The following is a 23840-nucleotide window of genomic DNA, read 5'->3' as shown; positions in this document are numbered from 1 at the left end:
GGCCCGGCGTTACCAACACTCGTCGTGTGGTGACAATCGAGCGCGAGGGCGGCGACCGGACGATGGAGAACCATGGGCGCGAGTCGGACGCACGCCCAGCGGACGACGGCGTGCCCCTGGAGCGGAGACCCCTGGATCCGCTTCCCTACGAAGGGGTCTGGAGGTTCACCGCTCCCGCTGTCGACGCCTCCGTCCCGCAGGCGCGGCACGCCGTCCGGGACCTGTTGTACCGGCAGGGCGTACCCGCCTCGCCTGACCTGGTGCACGGACTGCTGCTGATCGTCTCGGAGCTGGCGACCAACGCCGTCCGGCACGCGGCGCTGCTGTCGCCGACGCTCGCCGTGGAGGTCGCCGTCGGCGCGGAGTGGGTGCGGGTGTCCGTGGAGGACAACCACCCCTACCGCCCGACCGCCCTGGAGGCCGACCACGGCCGGACCGGCGGACGCGGACTGCTCCTGGTCCGCGAGATCGCCAGGGAGGCGGGCGGGGTGTGCGACATCGAACACACGGCGAGCGGAGGCAAGGTCGTCTGGGCGGCCCTGCCGCTCAAACCCGCACCGCTGCTGCCCTAGCGGTCACCCGGTCGTCACCAGCCGGCCGTCGGGCCCGTCAGCTCCCGGACCGCCGGGCGGGCCGCGTCGAGGACGGTCATGAACCAGGCCGAGAACGGCTCCTTCGCATGCCGCTCCGCCAGCTCCGCCGGGGTCACGAAGGCCGTGTCCCCGACCTCCTCCGGGTCCGGCGCGAGCGGCGACTGCGCCATCCCGACGAACAGATGGTTGTACTCCTGCTCCACCAGGCCCGACTCCGGGTCGGGATGGTTGTAGCGGACCGTGCCCGCCTCGGCGAGCAGCGACGGGGAGATCCCCAGCTCCTCGTACGTCCGCCGGGCCGCCGCCGCGAAGGGCGCCTCACCGGGGTAGGGGTGGCCGCAGCAGGTGTTGGACCAGACACCGGGGGAGTGGTACTTGCCCAGCGCGCGCTGCTGGAGCAGCAGCCGGCCCTGCTCGTCGAAGAGAAAGACGGAGAACGCCCGGTGCAGCAGACCCGGCGGCTGATGGGCGGAGAGCTTCTCGGCGGTTCCGATCGTCGTACCGTTCTCGTCGACCAGCTCGAGCAAGATCGCTTCTGCGGTGCCGTTCGACGAACTGTTGTGCGTCGCGGTGGCAGGTGTGATCGGCATACCCATCCTTCGCCTCGGTCTTCGAGCCCCAAGTCTGCCGTACGAATCCGGCACTCCCGGCACTTCGCGGCACCCCCCGCATGTCCGGCGCGAAAGCCCCCGGACAGCGACCGGATAGTCAATCGTGCCCTGTTCCCCGGCCGTGGAACCGCCCGGAAGGGGGGCTTGAAGAAGGGGACGCGGGCGCGCGCCGGACGGCTGCGTTCCGGTCGGGACGGCCCGAGGAACGGGCTCAGTGGCAGATGGACTCGTGCTCCGCGTGCCCGCCCGGCTCCAGCTGGAAGGTGCAGTGCTCCACGTCGAAGTGGTCGCCCAGGCAGCCCTGGAGCTCGTGCAGCATCTTCTCGTGCCCTGTCCCGCTCAGCACGTCCGAACTGACGACCACGTGCGCCGACAGCACCGGCATACCGGAGGTGATCGTCCAGGCGTGCAGATCGTGTACGTCCTCCACGCCGGGCAGCGCCAGTATGTGGGCCCGCATCTCCGCCATGTCGACGCCCCGGGGAGCGGCCTCCAGGAGCACGTTCAGGGTCTCGCGCAGCAGCTTCACGGTGCGCGGGACGATCATCAGTCCGATGGCGACCGAGGCGATGGGGTCGGCCCGCTGCCAGCCCGTGGCCATGATGACCAGCGCCGAGATCAGCACCGCGAGCGAGCCCAGCGCGTCCGCCGCGACCTCCAGGAAGGCGCCGCGCACGTTCAGGCTCTCCTTCTGGCCGCGCATCAGCAGCGTCAGCGAGATCATGTTCGCGACCAGACCGATCAGACCGAAGACGACGGTCACGCCGCCCGCGGTCTCGACGGGCGTGACGAACCGCTGGATCGCCTCGTACAGGACGTATCCGCCGACGCCGAGCAGCAGCAGACAGTTGGCGAGCGCGGCGAGGATCTCGGCGCGGGCGTACCCGAAGGTGCGGTTGCCGCTCGGCGGGCGGTTCGCGAAGTGGATCGCGAGCAGGGCCATGCCGAGCCCCAGCGCGTCCGTCGCCATGTGTGCCGCGTCCGCGATCAGCGCGAGGGAGTCGGCGACGGCCCCGCCCACGACCTCGACCACCATGACGGTGAGCGTGATGGCCAGCGCGATACGCAGCCGCCCCTGGTACGCCGCTGCCGCCGTACCCGTGGTCGGCGCGCCGTGCGCGTGTCCGTGATCATGCCCAGCCCCCATGGAAGCCGCCTCCTGTGTCGTCCCGAACCCCGTCCCGTGATCACAGTGAACTACGGGTGGGGGGTATGTGGCAACGCGACGCTGAACACCGTTGTCATGTGCCCTGACCTGCGGAAACGAATCGCAGGTCAGGGGTGCGGAGATCGCCCGGGTACGGGTTCGGCGGCAGCGGTCGCGATGGTCCCCGACCTCGGTCACGGCGGGGGGCCGTGAACAGCCGGTGAACACGGGCGCGGCCTCATCCGATAGCCTCTGCCGACATGCTGCCCGGCCACCGTGGGTCAGGGTTTCCCCCACCATCATGTAAATGACCGGCGTGCACGCGTCGGTGTCCAGGGAGTGAGTTCGGTTGCCGACCGCCATCCTCACGGGTCAGCCGGTTCCCGGATCGTCGATCGAGGACGATCTGCGGTCCCTCGGCTTCGACGTGCGGAGCGCGACCGACGTCGCCGGCACCGAGACCCTCCTCGCCGAGTCGCCCTGCGACGAACGGGTCGCCATCGTCGACGCCCGCTTCGTCGGCCACCTCCACGCCCTGCGCCTCGGCCTCACCGACCCCCGCTTTCCGCTCGCCGCGGTACCGGGCGCCGTGACGGCCCAGCCCGACGCCGGCCGCACGGCCCTGACCCGCGTGCTGGCCCGGGAGATCTCCACGGACGCGGACGCCCCGACGGGCCCCGGCAAGGCGGGCTCCGCCGTCGCCGTGGACAGTCTCGCCGACCGCGTCGCCCTCGCCCTGGAGGCGGACGGCGCCGACGTGCACCGCCCCGAGCTGGGCAGCCTGACCGCCGCGGTCCCCGCGGACCCGCAGGCCCTGGACGAGGCACGGCAGGCCGTCGCCGGCGTCGACGACGAGGCCGTACGCCTGAAGTCGGCCGTGAAGTCCCGGGACGGCTTCTTCACCACCTTCTGCGTCAGCCCGTACTCCCGCTACCTGGCCCGCTGGTGCGCCCGCCGCGGCCTCACCCCGAACCAGGTCACCACCGCCTCGCTGCTCACCGCGCTGATCGCGGCCGGCTGCGCGGCCACCGGCACCCGCGGCGGCTTCGTCCTCGCCGGCGTGCTCCTGCTCGTCTCCTTCGTCCTGGACTGCACGGACGGTCAGCTCGCCCGTTACTCCCTCCAGTACTCGACGCTCGGCGCCTGGCTGGACGCCACCTTCGACCGCGCCAAGGAGTACGCCTACTACGCGGGCCTCGCACTGGGCGCGGCCCGGGGCGGCGACGACGTATGGGCCCTCGCCCTCGGCGCGATGATCCTCCAGACCTGCCGGCACGTCGTGGACTTCTCCTTCAACGAGGCCAACCACGACGCCACCGCCAACACCAGCCCCACGGCCGCCCTCTCCGACCGCCTCGACAGCGTCGGCTGGACGGTCTGGGTACGGCGGATGATCGTCCTGCCGATCGGCGAGCGCTGGGCCCTGATCGCCGTCCTCACGGCGCTCACCACCCCCCGGACCACCCTGACCGTGCTGCTCATCGGCTGCGGCTTCGCCGCGACGTACACCACGGCGGGCCGTGTCCTGCGTTCACTCACCCGAACGGCCCAGCGCACCGAACGGGCGACGCGCGCCCTGGCGGACCTCGCGGACAGCGGTCCGCTCGCGGAGCTGCTCGGGCGCATCCCCATGCCCAATCCGACTTCGCGCTTCCTCGCGGCGCTGGAATTCACGGTCCTGCTGACCGGCGCCGTGTGGCTGTTCCCCTACGGCAGTTGGGTGTCCGTCGCCTTCGCCGCGCTGTACGTGCTCGGCGCGGCCGGCGCGGTCGCACTGCCCCTCACGGGCCGCCTCGACTGGCTCGTACCCCCGGTCTTCAGGGCTGCCGAATACGGCACAGTCCTCCTTCTCGCGGGCAAAGCGGAGGTAAACGGAGCACTTCCCGCGGCTTTCGGCCTCGTGGCCGCCGTCGCCTACCATCACTACGACACGGTGTACCGCATCCGTGGCAACGCCGGAGCGCCCCCGCGCTGGCTGGTACGGGCGAGCGGAGGGCACGAGGGCCGGACGCTGGTGGTCGTCGTACTGGCCGCACTGCTCAGTGCCTCGCAGTTCGTGGTCGCGCTCACGGTCCTCGCCGTGGCCGTGGCCCTGCTGGTGCTCGCCGAGAGCATCCGCTACTGGGTGACCGCCCACCAGGGCGGCGCGCCCGCCGTACACGACGAAGGAGAACCCGCATGATCGGCCTCGTGCTGGCGGCCGGCGCCGGACGGCGTCTGCGCCCCTACACCGACAGCCTGCCCAAGGCTCTCGTGCCGGTCGGCCCCGCGGGCGACGAGGACGGCCCCACCGTCCTCGACCTCACCCTCGCCAACTTCGCCGAGATAGGCCTCACCGAGGCCGCGATCATCGTCGGATACCGCAAGGAGACCGTGTACGAGCGGCAGGCGGCCCTGGAGGAGAAGTACGGGCTGAAGCTCACCCTCATCGACAACGACCGCGCCGAGGAGTGGAACAACGCCTACTCCCTCTGGTGCGGCCGGGACGCCCTCGCCGACGGGGTCATCCTCGCCAACGGCGACACCGTGCACCCCGTCTCCGTCGAGAAGACCCTGCTCGCCGCGCGCGGCGACGGGAAGCGCATCATCCTGGCCCTCGACACGGTGAAGGATCTCGCCGACGAGGAGATGAAGGTGATCGTGGACCCGGAGAAGGGCGTGCGCAGGATCACCAAGCTGATGGACCCGGCCGAGGCCACCGGCGAGTACATCGGCGTCACCCTCATCGAGGGCGCCGCCGCCGCCGACCTGGCCGACGCCCTGAAGACCGTGTGGGAGACCGACCCCCAGCAGTTCTACGAGCACGGCTACCAGGAACTGGTCGACCGCGGCTTCCGGATCGACGTGGCACCCATAGGCGAGGTCCCGTGGGTCGAGATAGACAACCACGACGATCTCGCCCGAGGACGGGAGATCGCGTGCCGGTACTGACGAGGCTGATCCCCTCGCCGGTCGTCGTCGACATCCGCCGGGGGGCCCTGAACCATCTGGCGGACGTGCTGTTCGACCAGCGGATCTCGCACTCCGGGAAGATCGCCGTCGCGATCAGCGCCGGCTCCGGCGCCAAGCTGCGCGCCCGGCTCGCCCCGGCGCTGCCCGGCGCGAGCTGGTACGAGGTCGCCGGCGGCACCATCGACGACGCGATCCGACTGGCCGACGCCATCAAGTCCGGCCACTACGACGCCGTCGTCGGCCTCGGCGGCGGCCGGATCATCGACTGCGCCAAGTTCGCCGCGGCCCGCGTGGGCCTGCCGCTGGTCGCCGTCGCCACCAACCTCGCGCACGACGGCCTGTGCTCCCCGGTCGCCACCCTCGACAACGACGCGGGGCGTGGCTCGTACGGCGTACCGAACCCGATCGCCGTCGTCATCGACCTCGATGTGATCCGCGAGGCCCCTGCGCGGTTCGTGCGCTCCGGGATCGGCGACGCCATGTCGAACATCTCGGCGGTCGCCGACTGGGAGCTGGCCAGCGAGGTCAACGGCGAGAAGGTCGACGGCCTCGCCGCCGCGATGGCCCGCCAGGCCGGCGAGGCGGTCCTGCGCCACCCCGGCGGGGTCGGCGACAACGCGTTCCTCCAGGTGCTGGCCGAGGCACTGGTCCTCACCGGTATCGCCATGTCGGTGTCGGGCGACTCCCGCCCGTCCTCCGGCGCCTGCCACGAGATCAACCACGCCTTCGACCTGCTGTACCCCAAGCGCGCCGCCAGCCACGGCGAACAGTGCGGCCTCGGCGCCGCCTTCGCCATGTACCTGCGGGGCGCGGCCGAGGAAGCGGCGTACATGGCCGAGGTGCTGCGCCGGCACGGGCTGCCGGTGCTGCCGGAGGAGATCGGCTTCACCACGGACGAGTTCGTACGGGTCGTCGAGTACGCCCCGCAGACCAGACCCGGTCGCTACACGATCCTGGAACACCTCGACCTCACGAACGACCAGATCAAGGACACGTACGCGGACTATGTCAAGGCCATCGGTAGCTGAACTACGCCCCGTCGTCCACCCCGAAGGGGTGAAGGACCGGCGCAGCGGCGAGCACTGGGCGGGACGCCTCTACATGCGCGAGGTGTCCCTGCGGGTCGACCCGTACCTGGTGGACACCAGGATCACGCCCAACCAGCTCACGTACCTGATGGTCGTCGCGGGCGGTCTGGCGGGCGCGGCCCTCCTGGTGCCCGGCCTCACCGGGGCGATTCTCGGTGCCGTACTGATCCAGCTGTACCTGCTCCTCGACTGCGTCGACGGCGAGATCGCCCGCTGGCGGAACCAGACCTCGATCACCGGCGTGTACCTCGACCGCATCGGCCACTACCTCTCCGAGTCGGCCCTGCTCATCGGCTTCGGGCTGCGCGGCGCCGACCTCTGGGACGGCTCCGGGAGCCCCGAGTGGCTGTGGGCGTTCCTCGGCACCCTGGCCGCCCTCGGTGCGATCCTGATCAAGGCGGAGACCGACCTGGTGGACGTGGCCCGCTCCCGCAGCGGCCTGGAGGCCGCCAAGGAGGAGTTGTCGGTGCCGCGGTCCGAGGGGCTCGCCCTGGCCCGCAAGGCCGCCGCCGCCCTGAAGTTCCACCGGCTGATCGGCGGCGTCGAGGCGAGCCTCTTCATCCTCTTCGTGGCGATCCTCGACGCCTTCGGCGGCGACCTGTTCTGGACCCGCCTCGGAATCGCCGTACTGGCCGGTATCGCCATCCTCCAGACCGTGCTGCACCTCGTGTCCATCCTCGCCTCCAGCAGGCTCCGGTGAGGAGCGCCATGAGAGTCGGCGCGGTGATCATCACCATGGGCAACCGCCCCGACGAACTGCGCGCCCTCGTCGACTCCATCGCCAAACAGGAGGGCGACCCGGTCGAGGTCGTCGTGGTCGGCAACGGCTCGCCCGTCCCCGACCTCCCCGAGGGCGTACGGAGCATCGAACTGCCCGAGAACCTCGGCATCCCCGGCGGACGCAACGTGGGCATCGAGGCGTTCGGCCCGGCCGGGAGCGAGGTCGACATCCTGATGTTCCTCGACGACGACGGCCTCCTCGGCCACCAGGACACCGCCGAGCTGTGCCGCCGTGCCTTCACCGACGACCCGGAACTCGGCATCATCAGCTTCCGCATCGCCGACCCCGACACCGGCCTCACCCAGCGCCGCCATGTGCCCCGCCCGGGCACCACGGACCCGATGCGCAGCTCCCGCGTCACCAGTTTCCTGGGCGGCGCCAACGCCGTCCGCACCAAGGTCTTCGCCGAAGTGGGCATCCTCCCCGAGGAGTTCTTCTACGCCCACGAGGAGACCGACCTGGCCTGGCGGGCCCTCGACGCGGGCTGGATGATCGACTACCGGGCCGACATGCTGCTCTACCACCCCACGACCGCGCCCTCCCGGCACGCGGTCTACCACCGCATGGTCGCCCGCAACCGGGTCTGGCTGGCCCGCCGCAACCTTCCGGCCCCCCTCGTACCCGTGTACCTGGGGGACTGGCTGCTCCTCACACTCCTCCGAAGGCCCTCCCGCCCGGCACTCAGAGCCTGGTGGGGCGGGTTCAAGGAGGGCCTGACCACCCCGTGCGGACCCCGCCGGCCCATCCGGTGGCGTACGGTGTGGCGGCTGACCCGACTGGGCCGCCCCCCAGTGATCTGAGAAGCTCTTACCCAGTGCCCCCGCGGGCCGACCGCACTCTGTTCCCCGGCCCGCGCTCTGCCCCGTTCAGCTGCGCATATTGAAGACGAAAGTTTCCATTTGTGAGTGAGACAACGCATGACGGCGGTGTCGCGGTGAGCGACCGACCGTCACCCGACGACGGCCTCTCCGCGGCCGGACTCGCCGCGAAGTACGGGCTCGCCGTGAGCGGCGCCCGTCCCCGACTCGTCGAGTACGTCCGCCAGTTGTGGGGACGGCGTCACTTCATCCTCGCCTTCTCGCAGGCGAAACTGACCGCCCAGTACAGCCAGGCCAAACTCGGCCAGCTGTGGCAGGTGGCCACACCGCTGCTGAACGCGGCCGTGTACTTCTTCATCTTCGGCGTGATCCTCGAAGCCGACCGCGGTATGCCCCGCGAGGTGTACATCCCGTTCCTCGTCACGGGCGTCTTCGTGTTCACCTTCACGCAGAGTTCGGTGATGGCGGGCGTCCGCGCGATCTCCGGCAACCTCGGTCTGGTGCGCGCCCTGCACTTCCCGCGCGCCGCCCTGCCGGTCTCCTTCGCGCTCCAGCAGCTCCAGCAGCTGCTCTTCTCGATGATCGTGCTGTTCGTGGTGTCGATCGGCTTCGGCAGCTACCCCAAGCTGTCCTGGCTGCTGATCGTCCCGGCGCTGGTCCTCCAGTTCCTCTTCAACACCGGCCTCGCGCTGATCATGGCCCGGTGGGGCGCGTCCACCCCGGACCTCGCCCAGCTGATGCCGTTCGTGATGCGTACGTGGATGTACGCGTCCGGCGTGATGTTCTCCATCCCGGTCATGCTCGCCGACAAGCCCCAGTGGCTCGCCGACGTCCTCCAGTGGAACCCCGCCGCCATCTACATGGACCTGATGCGCTTCGCGCTCATCGACGGCTACGGCTCGGAGAACCTGCCGCCGCACGTCTGGGCGGTCGCGGGCGGCTGGGCCGTGCTGTTCGCCCTCGGCGGCTTCGTGTACTTCTGGCAGTCGGAGGAGAGGTACGGCCGTGGCTGACCCGATTCCCGGGGACAAGATCCCCACTGTCATCGCGGACGAACTCCACATCGTCTACCGCGTCAACGGCGCCAAGACCGGCAAGGGCAGCGCCACCTCCGCCCTGAGCCGCATCGTGAAGCGCGGCGAGTCACCGGGTGTGCGCAAGGTGCACGCCGTACGAGGTGTCTCCTTTGTCTCCTACCGGGGTGAGGCCGTCGGTCTGATCGGCTCCAACGGCTCGGGCAAGTCGACCCTGCTGCGCGCCATCGCCGGCCTGCTCCCCGCCGAGAAGGGGCACGTGTACACGGACGGGCAGCCCTCCCTGCTCGGCGTCAACGCCGCCCTGATGAACGACCTCACGGGCGAACGGAACGTCATATTGGGCGGCCTCGCGATGGGTATGTCCCGCGAGGAGATCAAGGAGCGCTACCAGCAGATCGTCGACTTCTCGGGCATCAACGAGAAGGGCGACTTCATCACCCTGCCGATGCGCACCTACTCCTCCGGCATGGCCGCGCGGCTGCGGTTCTCCATCGCCGCCGCCAAGGACCACGACGTACTGATGATCGACGAGGCCCTGGCGACCGGTGACCGGTCCTTCCAGAAGCGCTCCGAGGACCGCATCCGGGAACTGCGCAAGCACGCGGGCACGGTGTTCCTCGTCAGTCACAACAACAAGTCCATCCGCGACACCTGCGACCGCGTCCTGTGGCTGGAACGCGGTGAACTGCGCATGGACGGGCCGACGGACGAGGTGCTCAAGGAGTACGAGAAGTTCACCGGCAAGTAGCGGACAGTCGCCCGGCGGGTCGCCGGGTGAAATCGGGGCCCCGCCGGAACTGTTCCGGCGGGGCCCCGCGTCTGCAAAGGAAACGTCAACTCCGGCCCGCCCCAGGAATCTTGACGCCAATCGGTTCGTTCTTGTGATGCGCAGGACACCCCGACGGACCACGCCGCGTTGTACAACGTAAGCTGTACCAGTGCTGAATCGCGGCAAGTAGGGCGATACCGCGCGACACCCGGCATCGGACCGCCGCGCGGACGGCTGGGCGGCGTGTCCGAAATAGTGCCCATTGGGTCAGCAGTGTAGAACGGGAGATGTGACGGCGATGGCTACGGAAACTCCCCAGCTCCCCACAGCGTGTGCCGTCCCCGCCCCGGGCAGTGAACGGTGACGGCGACCGGTCATGCGCGCACCGCCGCCGACCCGGAGCGCGGCACGCTCGACAAGGCCGCGGACGAGAACTTCCCCGTGGCACCGTTCTTCCTGCCCAAGGCCTGGCGCACCGACCTCATGGCCGTCTACGGCTTCGCCCGCCTCGTCGACGACATCGGTGACGGTGACCTGGCCCCCGGCGGCGCCGACGCCCGGCTGCTCGGCGTCGCCCCCGAAGCGGCCGACGACCGGCTCGCCCTCCTCGACGCCTTCGAGACCGACCTGCGCAGAGTCTTCGACGGTACCCCGCACCACCCCCTCCTGCGCCGGCTCCGGCCGACGGTGCGCCGCCGCGCCCTCACCCCCGAGCCGTTCCTCGGCCTGATCGCCGCCAACCGCCAGGACCAGCAGGTCAAGCGGTACGAGACGTACGACGACCTCCTCGCCTACTGCGAGCTTTCCGCCAACCCCGTCGGTCGCCTCGTCCTCGCCGTCACCGGCACCGCGACACCCGAGCGGATCCGCCACTCGGACGCCGTGTGCACGGCCCTCCAGATCGTCGAACACCTCCAGGACGTCGCCGAGGACCTCGGCCGCGACCGGATCTATCTGCCCGCCCAGGACATGAAGCGCTTTCACGTCCAGGAGGCGGATCTCGCCGTCCCCACCGCAGGAGCGTCGGTGCGCGCACTGATCGCATACGAAGCGGAACGCGCGCGTGACCTGCTGAATGAAGGCACCCCCCTCGTGGGTAGCGTCCACGGCAGGCTGAAGCTGCTGCTCGCGGGTTTCGTGGCGGGGGGAAAAGCGGCAATCCAAGCGATCGCCGCCGCCGAATACGACGTACTTCCCGGCCCGCCCAAGCCCGGCAGGATCCAGTTGCTGCGCCAGGTGGGCACAACCCTGCGAGGAGAGGGGTGATCCGGACCGTGGAGTCGGAACCACACGTGTCCGCACCGGTACTCGCCGCCTACACCTACTGCGAGTCCGTCACCGGGCAGCAGGCCCGCAACTTCGCGTACGGCATCAGACTGCTGCCGACGCCGAAGCGGCGCGCCATGTCCGCCCTGTACGCGTTCTCGCGGCGCGTCGACGACATCGGTGACGGCACACTGGCCCCCGAGGTCAAGGCGGCACGACTGGAGGACACCAGAGCACTGCTCACCCGGGTGCGCGAGGGTGCGGTCGACGAGGACGACACCGATCCCGTCGCGGTCGCCCTCAGTCACGCGGGGACGCACTTCCCGATCCCGCTCGGCGGCCTCGACGAACTCATCGACGGCGTCCTGATGGACGTACGCGGTGAGACCTACGAGACCTGGGACGACCTGAAGGTCTACTGCCGCTGTGTGGCCGGGGCCATCGGGCGGCTGTCCCTGGGCGTGTTCGGCACGGAGAAGGGCGCGCGGGGAGCGGAACGCGCCTCGGAGTACGCCGACACGCTGGGGCTCGCGCTCCAGCTCACCAACATCCTGCGCGACGTCCGCGAGGACGCCGAGGGCGGGCGGACCTATCTGCCCTCCGACGACCTCGCCAAGTTCGGCTGCTCGGCCGGGTTCAACGGGCCGAACCCGCCGGAGGGCTCCGACTTCGCGGGCCTCGTCCACTTCGAAGTACGGCGCGCCCGCGCCCTGTTCGCCGAGGGCTACCGGCTGCTGCCGATGCTCGACCGGCGCAGCGGCGCCTGTGTCGCCGCCATGGCCGGCATCTACCGACGGCTCCTCGACCGCATCGAACGCGAGCCGGAGGCCGTGCTGCGCGGCCGGGTCTCGCTGCCCGGACGCGAGAAGGCGTACGTCGCGGTGCGCGGTCTGTCCGGTCTGGACGCCCGGTATGTCTCCCGGCGGACCGTCAGGAGGCGGGCCTGATGGACAATTCGTCCCAAGGTGATGTGACCGAGACGAAACGGCGCGCAACCCTCCGGTCGGGGACGGCGTCCCTGACTTCAACGGCCTGCCGTGCGGCGTCCATCCGGCGCGGCGGGTGCACAGGGGGGAGTGCGCGATGAGCGACGGTACGCAGCCCGGAGAACGTCCGGGCCACCACGGCGAGAAGACCGCCGTGGTGGTCGGCGGCGGACTGGCGGGCATCACCACGGCACTGTCCCTGGCCGACGCCGGGGTCCGCGTCACCCTGCTCGAAGGCCGGCCGCGGCTCGGCGGGCTCGCCTTCTCCTTCCAGCGCGACGGACTCACCGTCGACAACGGCCAGCATGTGTACCTGCGTTGCTGCACCGCCTACCGCTGGTTCCTCGACCGCATCGACGCCGCCGAACTCGCCCCGGTGCAGGCACGTCTCGACGTGCCGGTCGTCGACGTGGCGAAACCCGCCGGACGGCGCCTGGGCAGACTTCGGCGCGATCCGCTGCCCGTACCTCTGCATCTCGGGCGCAGCCTGGCCACGTATCCGCACCTCTCGCTCGCGGAGCGCGCCAGAGTAGGGCGTGCCGCAGTCGCGCTCAAGGCACTGGACCTCGCCGACCCGGCGCTGGACGCACAGGACTTCGGCAGCTGGCTGGCCGCGCACGGTCAGTCGCCGCGTGCCGTCGAGGCACTGTGGGACCTGGTGGGGGTCGCCACCCTCAACGCGGTGGCCGGGGACTCGTCCCTCGGGCTCGCCGCGATGGTGTTCAAGACCGGTCTGCTGTCCGACCCGGGCGCGGCCGACATCGGCTGGGCGCGCGTCCCGCTGGGCGAACTGCACGACACTCTGGCCCGCAAGGCGCTCGACTCCGCGGGCGTGCGTACCGAAGTCCGTACACGCGTCACCTCCATCCAAACCATCCAACACAGCGAGAACGGCCGCTGGACCGTTCAGGTTCCCGGCGAGACGCTCGACGCGGACGCCGTCGTGCTCGCCGTGGCCCAGCAGGAGGCGCACGATCTTCTGCCCGCGGGTGCGCTCGACGCCCCCGAGCGACTGCTGGAGATCGGCACCGCGCCCATCCTCAACGTGCATGTGGTGTACGACCGGAAGGTGCTGAGCACGCCGTTCCTCGCGGCGCTCGGCAGCCCGGTGCAGTGGGTGTTCGACCGGACCGAGGCGTCCGGGCTCGGCGGCGACGGCCAGTACCTGGCGCTGTCGCAGTCGGCGGCGCACAACGAGATCGACGAACCCGTGGCGGCGCTGCGCGAGCGGTATCTGCCGGAGCTGGAGCGGCTGTTGCCCCGCGCGCGGGGCGCCGAGGTACGGGACTTCTTCGTCACCCGGGAGCGGACAGCGACGTTCGCCCCCACCCCCGGCGTCGGACGGCTGCGGCCCGGCGCCCGCACCAAGACCCCCGGCCTGTACCTGGCCGGTTCGTGGACCGCCACGGGGTGGCCCGCGACCATGGAGAGTGCGGTCCGCAGCGGCGTCAGTGCGGCCGGCGCCGCGCTGGGCGCCCTGGGCCGGCCCCGCCACCACCTCTTCGACGTGGAGGAGGCAGCCTGATGCTCGATCATCAGCACGCGGCAGGTCACCGCACCCCCAGCACCGCATCAAGAGGAGAGACTGTGCCCACTGTGCCCCCGGCCCCGAAGGCTGCCGACGTAGTGGACGTGACCGCGCTCCTGGAGCGCGGCCGGACCCTGGCAACTCCGGTGCTGCGGACGGCGATCGACCGTCTCGCGGCCCCTATGGACACCGTCTCCGCCTACCACTTCGGCTGGATCGACGCCCAGGGCAGGCCCGCTGCCGGCGACGGCGGCAAGGCCGTACGCCCCGCGCTCGCCGTCCTGTCCGCCGAGGTCACCGGCGCCGACCCCGAGGTCGGCATCCCCGGTGCGGTCGCCGTCGAGCTGGTGCACAACTTCTCGCTGCTGCACGACGACCTGATGGACGGCGACGAACAGCGCCGCCACCGCGACACGGTCTGGAAGGTGCACGGCCCCGCCCAGGCCATCCTCGTCGGCGACGCCCTGTTCGCGCTGGCCAACGAGATCCTCCTGGAACTCGGCACCGTAGAGGCAGGGCGTGCCACCCGCCGCCTCACCACCGCGACCCGCGCCCTCATCGACGGCCAGGCGCAGGACATCTCCTACGAGCACCGCGACCGCGTCAGCGTCGAGGAGTGCCTGGAGATGGAGGGCAACAAGACCGGCGCCCTGCTCGCCTGCGCCAGCTCCATCGGCGCGGTACTCGGCGGAGCGGACGACCGCACCGCCGACACCCTGGAGAAGTACGGCTACCACCTCGGCCTGGCCTTCCAGGCCGTCGACGACCTCCTCGGCATCTGGGGCGACCCGGAGGCCACCGGCAAGCAGACCTGGAGCGATCTGCGCCAGCGCAAGAAGTCCCTGCCCGTCGTCGCCGCCCTCGCGGCGAGCGGCCCGGCCGCCGAACAACTCGGCGAACTCCTCGCCGCCGACGCGAAGAGCAGCGACTTCGAGAACTTCTCCGAGGAGGAGTTCGCCGTCCGCGCCGCCCTGATCGAACAGGCGGGCGGCCGGGAGTGGACCGCCGAGGAGGCGCGCCGACAGCACACCATCGCCGTCGACGCGCTGAACGCGATCGACATGCCCGACCGGGTGCGTGCGCAGTTCAAGGCGCTCGCCGACTTCGTCGTCGTACGAAAGAGATGATCACTATCGGTCGAATAAGCCTCGCGTAGTCGCCGGCCGGCGCCGCGTTCCAGCGGCGCATCGGCCGACGGCGGACCCACAGCAGAGACATCCACTGCACGAAGGGGAAGCCATGACAGCGACGACCGACGGAAGCACCGGGGCACTACAGCCCCGCGCTGCCTCGGCCAGCGAAACCGACACCGACGCCCCAGTGGCGGCAGGGGTTCATGATGCCGCCGCGCGTGCCGTCAGGCGCGCCACCGAACATCTGCTCGCGCGGCAGGACGCCCAGGGCTGGTGGAAGGGCGACCTCGAGACCAACGTCACGATGGACGCCGAGGATCTGCTGCTCCGCCAGTTCCTGGGCATCCGCGACGAACAGACCACCCAGGCGGCCGCGTTGTTCATCCGCGGCGAGCAGCGCGACGACGGCACCTGGGCCACCTTCTACGGCGGACCCGCCGAACTCTCCGCCACTATCGAGGCGTACGTCGCCCTGCGGCTGGCCGGGGACGCCCCGGACGCGCCGCACATGGCGAAGGCGTCCGCCTGGATCCGTGACCGGGGAGGCATCGCCGCCGCCCGGGTCTTCACCCGGATCTGGCTGGCCCTGTTCGGCTGGTGGAAGTGGGACGACCTCCCCGAACTCCCGCCGGAACTCATCTACTTCCCGAAGTGGATGCCGCTCAACATCTACGACTTCGGCTGCTGGGCCCGGCAGACCATCGTGCCGCTCACCATCGTCAGCGCCAAGCGTCCGGTCCGTCCGGCGCCCTTCCCGCTCGACGAGCTGCACACCGACCCCGAGGTGCCCAACCCGGGCAAGTCCTTTGCTCCGCTGGTGAGTTGGGACGGTGCCTTCCAGCGGCTCGACAAGGCCCTGCACGGCTACCGCAAGGTCGCGCTGCGCAGGCTGCGCAAGGCCGCCATGAACGCCGCCGCCCGCTGGATCATCGAGCGCCAGGAGAACGACGGCTGCTGGGGCGGCATCCAGCCGCCCGCCGTCTACTCGGTGATCGCCCTGCACCTGCTCGGCTACGACCTCGAACACCCTGTCATGCGGGCCGGGTTGGAGTCCCTGGACCGCTTCACGGTGTGGCGCGAGGACGGCGCCCGGATGATCGAGGCCTGCCAGTCGCCGGTGTGGGACACCTGCCTCGCGGTCATCGCCCTCGCCGACGCGGGTGTGCCCGCCGACCACCCCCAACTGGTCAAGGCCGCCGACTGGATGCTGGGCGAGCAGATCGTCCGGCCCGGCGACTGGTCCGTACGCCGGCCCGAACTCCCGCCGGGCGGCTGGGCGTTCGAGTTCCACAACGACAACTACCCCGACATCGACGACACCGCCGAGGTCGTCCTCGCACTGCGCCGCGTCCGGCACCACGATCCGGAGCGGGTCGAGAAGGCCATCGGGCGCGGGGTCCGCTGGAACCTCGGGATGCAGTCGAAGAACGGCGCCTGGGGTGCCTTCGACGTCGACAACACCAGCCCGCTCCCCAACAAGCTGCCGTTCTGCGACTTCGGCGAGGTCATCGACCCCCCGTCCGCCGACGTCACCGCGCATGTCGTGGAGATGCTCGCCGTCGAGGGCATGTCCCACGATCCGCGCACCCGGCGCGGCATCGAGTGGCTGCTCGCCGAACAGGAGGCCGACGGCTCGTGGTTCGGCCGCTGGGGAGTCAACTACGTCTACGGCACCGGCTCGGTGGTGCCCGCGCTGACCGCCGCAGGTCTGGCCGCCGCACATCCGGCGATCCGGCGCGCGGTGGACTGGCTGGAGAAGGTCCAGAACGACGACGGCGGCTGGGGCGAGGACCTGCGCTCCTACAACGACAGCAAGGGCTGGAGCGGCCGGGGTGCCTCCACCGCCTCCCAGACGGCCTGGGCGCTGCTCGCCCTGCTGGCCGCCGGGGAGCACGACTCCAAGGCCGTCGAACGCGGAGTCGAATGGCTCGCCGCGACCCAGCTGCCGGACGGCTCCTGGGACGAGCCGTACTTCACCGGCACCGGCTTCCCCTGGGACTTCTCGATCAACTACCACCTCTACCGCCAGGTCTTCCCGCTCACCGCGCTCGGCCGGTACGTCCACGGAGAGCCGTTCGCCGACGCCAAGGGGGGCTGATGGACAGGAAGCCCGAGCCGGCCCCGCTGCTGATCGCCTGCGCGCTCGGCATCGAACGGCTCGCCCTGCGCCGGGGCACCCGCGGCGACGGGCCCGTCACCGTGCTGCGTACGGGCATGGGGCCCGAGGCGGCCGAGGCGGCCGTCACCCGGGCCCTCGCCGACCCGGCGCTGCGCGACGCCGTCGTGCTGGCCACGGGCTTCTGCGCGGGACTTGCCCCCGGAATGCACCCCGGTGACCTGGTGGTCGCCGAGGAGACCCGGGATCCACGCGGCGTCACGCGCTGTGACGGCGTCGAACTTCTCGTCAGGGAACTGGTGCGTGCCGTACCCGGGCGCACCGTCCACACCGGCCCTCTCACCGGCTCCGACCACGTCGTACGAGGTCACGAACGGTCGGATCTGCTTGCGACCGGCGCAATCGCGGTCGACATGGAATCGGCGGCCACGCTCCACAGCGCCGTGCGCACGGGCGTGCGCCCGGTTGCGGCCGTACGGGTGGTCGTGGACGCTCCAGAACATGAACTCGTCCGGATCGGCACGGTACGCGGTGGAATATCGGCTTTCCGCGTTCTTCGTTCGGTCCTTCCAGCATTTGTCGAATGGCACCGTTCCTTGCTGCTCCCCAGGAGGTGAGTCAGATGGCCATGCCGCTCCGCCAGACCATCAAGATCGCTACATATTTGGCCGAACAGAAACTCCGCAAGCGGGACAAGTTCCCGCTGATCGTCGAACTCGAACCGCTCTACGCCTGCAACCTCAAGTGCGAGGGCTGCGGCAAGATCCAGCATCCGGCGGGTGTGCTCAAGCAGCGCATGCCGGTCGCCCAGGCGGTCGGTGCGGTGCTGGAGTCCGGGGCGCCGATGGTGTCCATCGCGGGCGGCGAACCCCTGATGCACCCTCATATCGACGAGATCGTGCGGCAGTTGGTGGCGAAGAAGAAGTACGTCTTCCTCTGCACCAACGCCGTGCTGCTGCGCAAGAAGATGGACAAGTTCAAGCCCTCGCCGTTCTTCGCGTTCGCCGTGCACATCGACGGTCTGCGTGAGCGGCACGACGAGTCCGTCGCGAAGGAGGGGGTGTTCGACGAGGCCGTGGCCGCCATCAAGGAGGCGAAGAAGCGCGGTTTCCGGGTCACCACCAACTCGACCTTCTTCAACACCGACACCCCGCAGACCGTCATCGAGGTGCTCAACTTCCTCAACGACGAGCTCCAGGTCGACGAGATGATGATCTCGCCCGCCTACGCCTACGAGAAGGCCCCCGACCAGGAGCACTTCCTCGGCGTCGAGCAGACCCGGGAGCTGTTCAAGAAGGCCTTCGGCGGCGGCAACCGGCGGCGCTGGCGGCTCAACCACTCCCCGCTCTTCCTGGACTTCCTGGAGGGCAAGGCCGACTTCCCGTGCACGGCGTGGGCGATCCCGAACTACTCGCTGTTCGGCTGGCAGAAGCCCTGCTACCTGATGAGCGACGGGTACGTGACCACGTACAAGGACCTCATCGAGAAGACCGACTGGGACTCCTACGGCCGTGGCAAGGACGACCGGTGTGCCAACTGCATGGCGCACTGCGGGTACGAGCCGACGGCCGTCATGGCCACCATGGGGTCCCTGAAGGAGTCGCTGCGAGCCATGCGCGAGACCGTCGCCGGGAACAGGGAGTGACGTCGTGACCGCCATCTCCTTGGGCGTTCCCGAGGTACCGGTCCGTCCGATCGCCGAGCGCCGGGTCTCCCGGCGCATCGAGGTCGGGCCGGTGGCGGTCGGGGGCGGGGCCCCGGTGTCCGTGCAGTCGATGACGACGACGCGTACGTCGGACATCGGCGCCACGCTCCAGCAGATCGCCGAACTCACCGCGTCCGGCTGCCAGATCGTCCGCGTGGCGTGCCCGACGCAGGACGACGCGGACGCCCTGGCGACGATCGCGCGCAAGTCGCAGATCCCGGTGATCGCGGACATCCACTTCCAGCCGAAGTACGTGTTCGCCGCGATCGAGGCCGGCTGTGCGGCGGTTCGCGTCAATCCCGGGAACATCAAGCAGTTCGACGACAAGGTGCGGGAGATCGCGCGGGCCGCAGGCGATCACGGCACGCCGATCCGGATCGGGGTCAACGCCGGTTCGCTGGACCGGAGGCTGCTCCAGAAGTACGGGAAGGCGACGCCGGAGGCGCTCGTCGAGTCGGCGCTGTGGGAGGCGTCGCTGTTCGAGGAGCACGGGTTCCGGGACATCAAGATCTCCGTCAAGCACAACGACCCGGTGATCATGGTGAACGCCTACCGGCAGCTCGCCGAACAGTGCGACTACCCGCTGCACTTGGGTGTGACGGAGGCCGGTCCCGCCTTCCAGGGGACCATCAAGTCCGCTGTCGCCTTCGGGGCGTTGCTCAGCGAGGGCATCGGGGACACCATCCGGGTCTCGCTGTCCGCGCCGCCCGCCGAGGAGGTCAAGGTCGGCATCCAGATCCTGGAGTCGCTGAACCTCAGGCAACGGCGGCTGGAGATCGTGTCCTGCCCGTCCTGCGGGCGGGCCCAGGTCGACGTGTACAAGCTCGCCGACCAGGTCACGGCAGGTCTGGAGGGCATGGAAGTGCCGTTGCGCGTCGCGGTCATGGGGTGTGTGGTCAACGGCCCCGGCGAGGCGCGCGAGGCGGACCTCGGGGTCGCCTCCGGCAACGGAAAAGGGCAGATCTTCGTCAAGGGCGAGGTCATCAAGACCGTGCCCGAGTCGAAGATCGTGGAGACCCTGATCGAGGAGGCGATGAAGATCGCCGAACAGATGGAGCAGGACGGCGTCGCGTCGGGGGAGCCGGCGGTCACCGTGAGCTGATCAGTACGGGCTGATGAGTACGGAAGAAGAGGGGGCCCGAGCGTGACGATTCTGGAGAACATCCGGGGACCACGCGACCTGAAGGCGCTGTCCGAGGCGGAACTCGGTGAACTGTCCGACGAGATACGGGAGTTCCTGGTGCACGCGGTCGCCAGGACCGGCGGCCATCTCGGGCCCAACCTGGGGGTGGTGGAACTCTCCATCGCGCTCCACCGGGTCTTCGAGTCACCGGTCGACCGCATCCTGTGGGACACCGGCCACCAGAGCTACGTACACAAACTCCTGACAGGGCGTCAGGACTTCTCCAAGCTGCGCGGCAAGGGTGGCCTGTCCGGCTATCCCTCGCGGGAGGAGTCCGAGCACGACGTCATCGAGAACAGCCACGCGTCCACCGCGCTCGGCTGGGCCGACGGGCTCGCCAAGGCCCGCCAGGTGCAGGGCGAGAAGGGGCATGTCGTCGCGGTGATCGGCGACGGCGCGCTCACCGGCGGGATGGCCTGGGAGGCGCTCAACAACATCGCGGCGGCCAAGGACCGGCCGCTGATCATCGTCGTCAACGACAACGAACGCTCCTACTCGCCGACCATAGGCGGCCTCGCCAACCACCTCGCGACCCTGCGCACGACGGACAGCTACGAGCAGGTGCTGGCCTGGGGCAAGGACGTCCTGCTGCGCACCCCGGTGATCGGCAACACCATCTACGAGTCGCTGCACGGCGCGAAGAAGGGGTTCAAGGACGCGTTCGCGCCGCAGGGCATGTTCGAGGACCTGGGGCTGAAGTACGTCGGCCCGATCGACGGGCACGACATCGGGGCCGTGGAGTCCGCGCTGCGGCGCGCGAAGAGGTTCCACGGGCCCGTGCTCATCCACTGTCTGACGGAGAAGGGCCGCGGTTACGAGCCCGCGCGCTCGCACGAAGAGGACCACTTCCACACCGTCGGGGTGATGGACCCGCTCACCTGCGAGCCGCTCGCGCCCTCCAACGGGCCTTCCTGGACGTCGGTGTTCGGCGACGAGATCGTGCGGATCGGGGAGGAGCGGGACGACGTCGTCGCGATCACCGCGGCCATGCTGCATCCCGTGGGCCTCGGCAAGTTCGCCGAGCGGTTCCCCGACCGGGTGTGGGACGTCGGGATCGCCGAGCAGCACGCGGCCGTGTCGGCGGCGGGACTGGCGACAGGGGGTCTGCATCCCGTCGTCGCCGTGTACGCCACCTTCCTCAACCGTGCCTTCGACCAGTTGCTGATGGACATCGCGCTGCACCGGTGCGGGGTGACCTTCGTGCTGGACCGCGCCGGTGTCACGGGAGTTGACGGAGCGTCGCACAACGGCATGTGGGACCTGTCCATCCTCCAGGTCGTGCCCGGACTCCGCATCGCCGCCCCGCGCGACGCCGACCAACTCCGCGCCCAACTGCGGGAGGCGGTGGCCGTCGACGACGCGCCCACGCTGATCCGCTTCCCCAAGGAGTCCGTGGGGCCGGCGATCGAGGCGGTCGGCCATGTGGGCGGGATGCATCTGCTGCACCGGTCCGAGAAGGCCGCCGACGTGCTGCTGGTGGCCGTCGGGGTGATGGCGCCGGTATGCCTCCAGGCCGCCGAGCTGCTGGAGGCACGCGGCATCAACTGCACGGTCGTGGACCCGCGTTGGGTCAAGCCCGTCGACCCCGCGCTGCCGGGCCTCGCCGCCGAACACCGCATGGTGGCCGTCGTCGAGGACAACAGCCGGGCGTCCGGCGTCGGCGCGGCGGTCGCGCTGGCCCTCGGCGATGCCGATGTCGACGTGCCCGTACGGCGGTTCGGGATCCCGGAGCAGTTCCTCGCGCACGCCAAGCGCGGTGAGGTGCTCGCCGACATCGGCCTCACGCCCGTCGAGATCGCGGGACGGATCAGCGCCGGGCTGGCCGTCAAGGAAGAGCTGTCCAAGGAAGAGCCGCCCAAGGGGAAGGCCAAGGAGAAACAGGAATGACGACCGCTGAACCCGGTTCCCCGTCGGGGGAGTTCGACCTCGGCGCGCTGCTGGCCGAGCGCGGCGCCGAACGCTACGAGCTGCACGCCAGGCACCTCAACCACCAGCTCCCGCGCATGCTGCACACCATCGGCTTCGACAAGGTCTACGAGCGGGCCGAGGGCGCGTACTTCTGGGACGCGGACGGCGCCGACTACCTCGACATGCTCGCCGGGTTCGGGGTGATGGGCCTCGGCCGCCATCACCCCGTGGTCCGCAAGGCGCTGCACGACGTCCTCGACGCCCAGCTCGCCGACCTCACCCGCTTCGACTGCCAGCCACTGCCCGGACTGCTCGCGGAGCGGCTCCTCACCCACAGTCCGCATCTGGACCGGGTGTTCTTCGGCAACAGCGGCACGGAGGCCGTGGAGACCGCGCTCAAGTTCGCCCGGTACGCCACCGGGAAGCCGCGCGTCCTCTACTGCTCGCACGCCTTCCACGGACTGACCACCGGCTCCCTCTCCGTCAACGGCGAGGACGGCTTCCGGGACGGCTTCGCCCCGCTGCTGCCCGACACCGCCGTCCCGCTCGGTGATCTCGACGCCCTGGCACGGGAGTTGAAGAAGGGCGACGTGGCAGCCCTGATCGTCGAGCCGATCCAGGGCAAGGGCGTGCACGAGGCACCGCCCGGATATCTGCGCGCAGCCCAGGAACTGCTGCACAAGCACAAGGCGCTGCTCATCGCGGACGAGGTGCAGACCGGGCTCGGGCGGACCGGCGACTTCTACGCCTACCAGCACGAGGAGGGGGTCGAGCCCGACCTGGTGTGCGTGGCGAAGGCGCTGTCCGGCGGGTATGTGCCCGTCGGGGCCACGCTCGGCAAGGAGTGGATCTTCAAGAAGGTCTACTCGTCGATCGACCGCGTCCTCGTGCACTCGGCCAGCTTCGGGGGCAACGCCCAGGCCATGGCGGCGGGCCTCGCCGTGCTGTCGGTCATGGAGAACGAGCAGATCGTCGCCAACGCCCGGGCCACGGGGGACCAGTTGAGGTCGCGGCTGGCGGCACTGGTCGACAAGTACGAGCTGCTGGCCGACGTACGCGGCCGGGGCCTGATGATCGGCATCGAGTTCGGGAAGCCCAAGTCGCTGAAGCTGCGCAGCCGTTGGACCATGCTCCAGGCGGCGCGCAAGGGGCTCTTCGCCCAGATGGTCGTCGTACCGCTGCTGCAACGGCACCGGATCCTCACCCAGGTCTCCGGCGATCACCTGGAGGTGATCAAGCTGATTCCGCCGCTCGTCGTCGGCGAACGTGAGGTGGACCGGTTCGTGGACGCCTTCACCGCCGTGATGGACGACGCGCACGGCGGGAGCGGGCTGATGTGGGACTTCGGAAAGACGCTGGTCAAGCAGGCGGTGGCCAACAGGTAGGGGAGGGAGCACGGGGCGGCGAGGGGAGTGGAACAGAACGATTTTGCCTCTGAGGCAAGAAGTTTGCCCCGGAGGCAAAACTGCGGCTGAATGGAGGGCATGAGCCTTCCCGAGGAGTCCGGGCCGGTCGAGGACCTGCCCGCCGTCGCACCGCAGCTCCGTGCGCTGCGCCGCAGGGCCGCCCTCACCCTGGAGGCCGCCGCCCGGGCCGCCGGGCTGTCGCCCGCCCACCTCTCCCGTCTGGAGACGGGGCAGCGCCAGCCCTCGCTGCCGATGCTGCTCGGGCTCGCGCGTATCTACAGTACGACGGTTTCCGAACTGCTCGGTGAGACGGTCGCCGACCGGGACGCCGTCGTGCGCGCCGCCGACATGGAGCCGACGGCCGCCGGCGGCTGGTCGTACTGGCAGGCCGGTGCCTCCGGACGCGGGATGCAGGCGCTGCGCGTCCATGTGCCGTACGGGGCGCAGGGCGACATCGTGCGCGTCCATCCCGGCGAGGAGTGGCTGTACGTCCTCAAGGGGCGGCTGCGGCTGCGCCTCGGGGACACCGCGCACATCCTCGCGCCGGGGGACAGCGCCCACTTCGACTCGCTGACCCCGCACCGCCTCGCCGCCGACGGCCGCGACGGCACCGACCTGCTCTTCGTCCACACCCTCCTACAGAGCCCCTCCGCCGGACTCTGCCTCGGCCCGACCCCTGGAGTCACGCCATGACCGACATGGAAGAGAAGTTCCCCCGGGCCCTGTGGGTCCGGCTGATCATCTACATCGCGGTCGGCCACGTCTTCGCGGCCTTCATCTACCTGCTGTTCGAGGTGGGCGCGAACCAGTAGT

Annotated in this window: 23 protein-coding genes; 21 read left to right on the top strand and 2 right to left on the bottom strand. The window is 70.2% G+C overall.

Going from position 1 to position 23840, the window contains the following annotated elements; genetic code table 11:
* The first annotated feature begins 62 nt into the window (after nt 1–62).
* Nucleotides 63–572 (top strand): ATP-binding protein, encoded by a 510-nt coding sequence (locus OG787_RS05775; protein WP_369031042.1) that lies wholly within the window; start codon nt 63–65, stop codon nt 570–572.
* 14 nt (nt 573–586) lie between these two features.
* On the opposite strand, the gene idi is transcribed toward OG787_RS05775, so the two are convergent.
* On the bottom strand, nt 587–1183 hold the full coding sequence (gene idi, locus OG787_RS05770) for an isopentenyl-diphosphate Delta-isomerase (RefSeq protein WP_369030991.1): 597 nt from the start codon (nt 1181–1183) through the stop codon (nt 587–589).
* Nucleotides 1184–1415: 232 nt separating this feature from the next.
* Entirely contained in the window at nt 1416–2351 is a 936-nt protein-coding gene (locus OG787_RS05765; RefSeq protein WP_405534459.1) for a cation diffusion facilitator family transporter, read from the bottom strand.
* A 349-nt stretch (nt 2352–2700) separates the two neighbouring features.
* On the opposite strand from OG787_RS05765, the gene OG787_RS05760 reads away from it, so the two are divergent.
* From OG787_RS05760 to OG787_RS05665, 20 genes are all read left to right on the top strand, one after another.
* Nucleotides 2701–4533: a DUF5941 domain-containing protein gene (locus tag OG787_RS05760; RefSeq protein ID WP_405534458.1), complete on the top strand. Its 1833-nt coding sequence runs from the start codon at nt 2701–2703 to the stop codon at nt 4531–4533.
* Nucleotides 4530–5282: a sugar phosphate nucleotidyltransferase gene (locus OG787_RS05755; protein ID WP_369030988.1), complete on the top strand. Its 753-nt coding sequence runs from the start codon at nt 4530–4532 to the stop codon at nt 5280–5282. Before OG787_RS05760 ends, OG787_RS05755 begins: the two co-directional genes overlap by 4 nt.
* Nucleotides 5270–6331 carry an iron-containing alcohol dehydrogenase family protein gene (locus OG787_RS05750; protein ID WP_369030987.1) on the top strand — a complete coding sequence of 354 codons (1062 nt, stop codon included), beginning with the start codon at nt 5270–5272 and terminating at the stop codon, nt 6329–6331. Before OG787_RS05755 ends, OG787_RS05750 begins: the two co-directional genes overlap by 13 nt.
* Nucleotides 6309–7091 (top strand): CDP-alcohol phosphatidyltransferase family protein, encoded by a 783-nt coding sequence (locus tag OG787_RS05745; protein WP_369030986.1) that lies wholly within the window; start codon nt 6309–6311, stop codon nt 7089–7091. Before OG787_RS05750 ends, OG787_RS05745 begins: the two co-directional genes overlap by 23 nt.
* An 8-nt stretch (nt 7092–7099) precedes the next feature.
* Nucleotides 7100–7972 (top strand): glycosyltransferase family 2 protein, encoded by an 873-nt coding sequence (locus OG787_RS05740; RefSeq protein ID WP_369030985.1) that lies wholly within the window; start codon nt 7100–7102, stop codon nt 7970–7972.
* A 101-nt stretch (nt 7973–8073) separates the two neighbouring features.
* A complete protein-coding gene (locus tag OG787_RS05735; protein ID WP_405534457.1) occupies nt 8074–9003 on the top strand; it encodes an ABC transporter permease in 930 nt (309 codons plus the stop codon).
* Nucleotides 8996–9775 (top strand): ABC transporter ATP-binding protein, encoded by a 780-nt coding sequence (locus OG787_RS05730; protein WP_389350728.1) that lies wholly within the window; start codon nt 8996–8998, stop codon nt 9773–9775. Before OG787_RS05735 ends, OG787_RS05730 begins: the two co-directional genes overlap by 8 nt.
* Before the next feature lie 381 nt (nt 9776–10156).
* Nucleotides 10157–11062 carry a squalene synthase HpnC gene (gene hpnC, locus OG787_RS05725; protein ID WP_405534456.1) on the top strand — a complete coding sequence of 302 codons (906 nt, stop codon included), beginning with the start codon at nt 10157–10159 and terminating at the stop codon, nt 11060–11062.
* Entirely contained in the window at nt 11059–12009 is a 951-nt protein-coding gene (hpnD, locus tag OG787_RS05720) for a presqualene diphosphate synthase HpnD (RefSeq protein WP_405534455.1), read from the top strand. Before hpnC ends, hpnD begins: the two co-directional genes overlap by 4 nt.
* Nucleotides 12009–12149: a DUF6380 family protein gene (locus OG787_RS05715; protein ID WP_405534454.1), complete on the top strand. Its 141-nt coding sequence runs from the start codon at nt 12009–12011 to the stop codon at nt 12147–12149. Before hpnD ends, OG787_RS05715 begins: the two co-directional genes overlap by 1 nt.
* Nucleotides 12146–13573: a hydroxysqualene dehydroxylase HpnE gene (gene hpnE, locus OG787_RS05710; RefSeq protein WP_405534453.1), complete on the top strand. Its 1428-nt coding sequence runs from the start codon at nt 12146–12148 to the stop codon at nt 13571–13573. Before OG787_RS05715 ends, hpnE begins: the two co-directional genes overlap by 4 nt.
* 62 nt (nt 13574–13635) lie before the next feature.
* Nucleotides 13636–14703 carry a polyprenyl synthetase family protein gene (locus OG787_RS05705; RefSeq protein WP_369030978.1) on the top strand — a complete coding sequence of 356 codons (1068 nt, stop codon included), beginning with the start codon at nt 13636–13638 and terminating at the stop codon, nt 14701–14703.
* Nucleotides 14704–14815: 112 nt separating this feature from the next.
* The gene (shc, locus tag OG787_RS05700) at nt 14816–16807 is read left to right on the top strand and encodes a squalene--hopene cyclase (protein WP_369030977.1); all 1992 of its coding nucleotides are present in this window, start codon (nt 14816–14818) and stop codon (nt 16805–16807) included.
* Nucleotides 16807–17442, top strand: a complete 636-nt coding sequence (locus tag OG787_RS05695; RefSeq protein ID WP_369030976.1) for a 1-hydroxy-2-methyl-2-butenyl 4-diphosphate reductase — start codon at nt 16807–16809, stop codon at nt 17440–17442. Before shc ends, OG787_RS05695 begins: the two co-directional genes overlap by 1 nt.
* Before the next feature lie 5 nt (nt 17443–17447).
* The gene (gene hpnH, locus OG787_RS05690; RefSeq protein WP_369030975.1) at nt 17448–18470 is read left to right on the top strand and encodes an adenosyl-hopene transferase HpnH; all 1023 of its coding nucleotides are present in this window, start codon (nt 17448–17450) and stop codon (nt 18468–18470) included.
* 4 nt (nt 18471–18474) lie between these two features.
* Complete coding sequence (gene ispG, locus OG787_RS05685) at nt 18475–19632, top strand: flavodoxin-dependent (E)-4-hydroxy-3-methylbut-2-enyl-diphosphate synthase (protein WP_369030974.1); 1158 nt, start codon at nt 18475–18477, stop codon at nt 19630–19632.
* A 42-nt stretch (nt 19633–19674) separates the two neighbouring features.
* Nucleotides 19675–21600 carry a 1-deoxy-D-xylulose-5-phosphate synthase gene (gene dxs, locus OG787_RS05680; protein WP_369030973.1) on the top strand — a complete coding sequence of 642 codons (1926 nt, stop codon included), beginning with the start codon at nt 19675–19677 and terminating at the stop codon, nt 21598–21600.
* A complete protein-coding gene (locus OG787_RS05675) occupies nt 21597–23006 on the top strand; it encodes an aspartate aminotransferase family protein (RefSeq protein WP_369030972.1) in 1410 nt (469 codons plus the stop codon). The genes dxs and OG787_RS05675 overlap by 4 nt, the downstream gene beginning before the upstream one ends.
* A gap of 90 nt (nt 23007–23096) precedes the next feature.
* Complete coding sequence (locus OG787_RS05670) at nt 23097–23720, top strand: helix-turn-helix domain-containing protein (RefSeq protein ID WP_369030971.1); 624 nt, start codon at nt 23097–23099, stop codon at nt 23718–23720.
* Nucleotides 23717–23839 carry a DUF6126 family protein gene (locus OG787_RS05665; RefSeq protein ID WP_369030970.1) on the top strand — a complete coding sequence of 41 codons (123 nt, stop codon included), beginning with the start codon at nt 23717–23719 and terminating at the stop codon, nt 23837–23839. Before OG787_RS05670 ends, OG787_RS05665 begins: the two co-directional genes overlap by 4 nt.
* Nucleotide 23840 lies beyond the last annotated feature (1 nt).

The sequence above is a fragment of the Streptomyces sp. NBC_00075 genome (assembly GCF_045041225.1).
GTDB lineage: Bacteria > Actinomycetota > Actinomycetes > Streptomycetales > Streptomycetaceae > Streptomyces > Streptomyces adonidis.
The sequence above is the reverse complement of the archived record's forward strand: the minus strand, read 5'-3'. Positions and strand labels throughout refer to the sequence as shown.

What these genes read in the sequence shown, in the direction of transcription:
- hpnH (WP_369030975.1), top strand. Translation starts at nt 17,448, where the DNA reads ATGGCCATGCCGCTCCGCCAGACCATCAAGATCGCTACATATTTGGCC.
- OG787_RS05715 (WP_405534454.1), top strand. Translation starts at nt 12,009, where the DNA reads ATGGACAATTCGTCCCAAGGTGATGTGACCGAGACGAAACGGCGCGCA.
- hpnE (WP_405534453.1), top strand. Translation starts at nt 12,146, where the DNA reads ATGAGCGACGGTACGCAGCCCGGAGAACGTCCGGGCCACCACGGCGAG.
- OG787_RS05695 (WP_369030976.1), top strand. Translation starts at nt 16,807, where the DNA reads ATGGACAGGAAGCCCGAGCCGGCCCCGCTGCTGATCGCCTGCGCGCTC.
- OG787_RS05675 (WP_369030972.1), top strand. Translation starts at nt 21,597, where the DNA reads ATGACGACCGCTGAACCCGGTTCCCCGTCGGGGGAGTTCGACCTCGGC.
- idi (WP_369030991.1), bottom strand. Translation starts at nt 1,183, where the DNA reads ATGCCGATCACACCTGCCACCGCGACGCACAACAGTTCGTCGAACGGC.
- shc (WP_369030977.1), top strand. Translation starts at nt 14,816, where the DNA reads ATGACAGCGACGACCGACGGAAGCACCGGGGCACTACAGCCCCGCGCT.
- OG787_RS05755 (WP_369030988.1), top strand. Translation starts at nt 4,530, where the DNA reads ATGATCGGCCTCGTGCTGGCGGCCGGCGCCGGACGGCGTCTGCGCCCC.
- OG787_RS05740 (WP_369030985.1), top strand. Translation starts at nt 7,100, where the DNA reads ATGAGAGTCGGCGCGGTGATCATCACCATGGGCAACCGCCCCGACGAA.
- OG787_RS05745 (WP_369030986.1), top strand. Translation starts at nt 6,309, where the DNA reads ATGTCAAGGCCATCGGTAGCTGAACTACGCCCCGTCGTCCACCCCGAA.
- OG787_RS05670 (WP_369030971.1), top strand. Translation starts at nt 23,097, where the DNA reads ATGGAGGGCATGAGCCTTCCCGAGGAGTCCGGGCCGGTCGAGGACCTG.
- OG787_RS05765 (WP_405534459.1), bottom strand. Translation starts at nt 2,351, where the DNA reads ATGGGGGCTGGGCATGATCACGGACACGCGCACGGCGCGCCGACCACG.
- OG787_RS05775 (WP_369031042.1), top strand. Translation starts at nt 63, where the DNA reads ATGGAGAACCATGGGCGCGAGTCGGACGCACGCCCAGCGGACGACGGC.
- OG787_RS05665 (WP_369030970.1), top strand. Translation starts at nt 23,717, where the DNA reads ATGACCGACATGGAAGAGAAGTTCCCCCGGGCCCTGTGGGTCCGGCTG.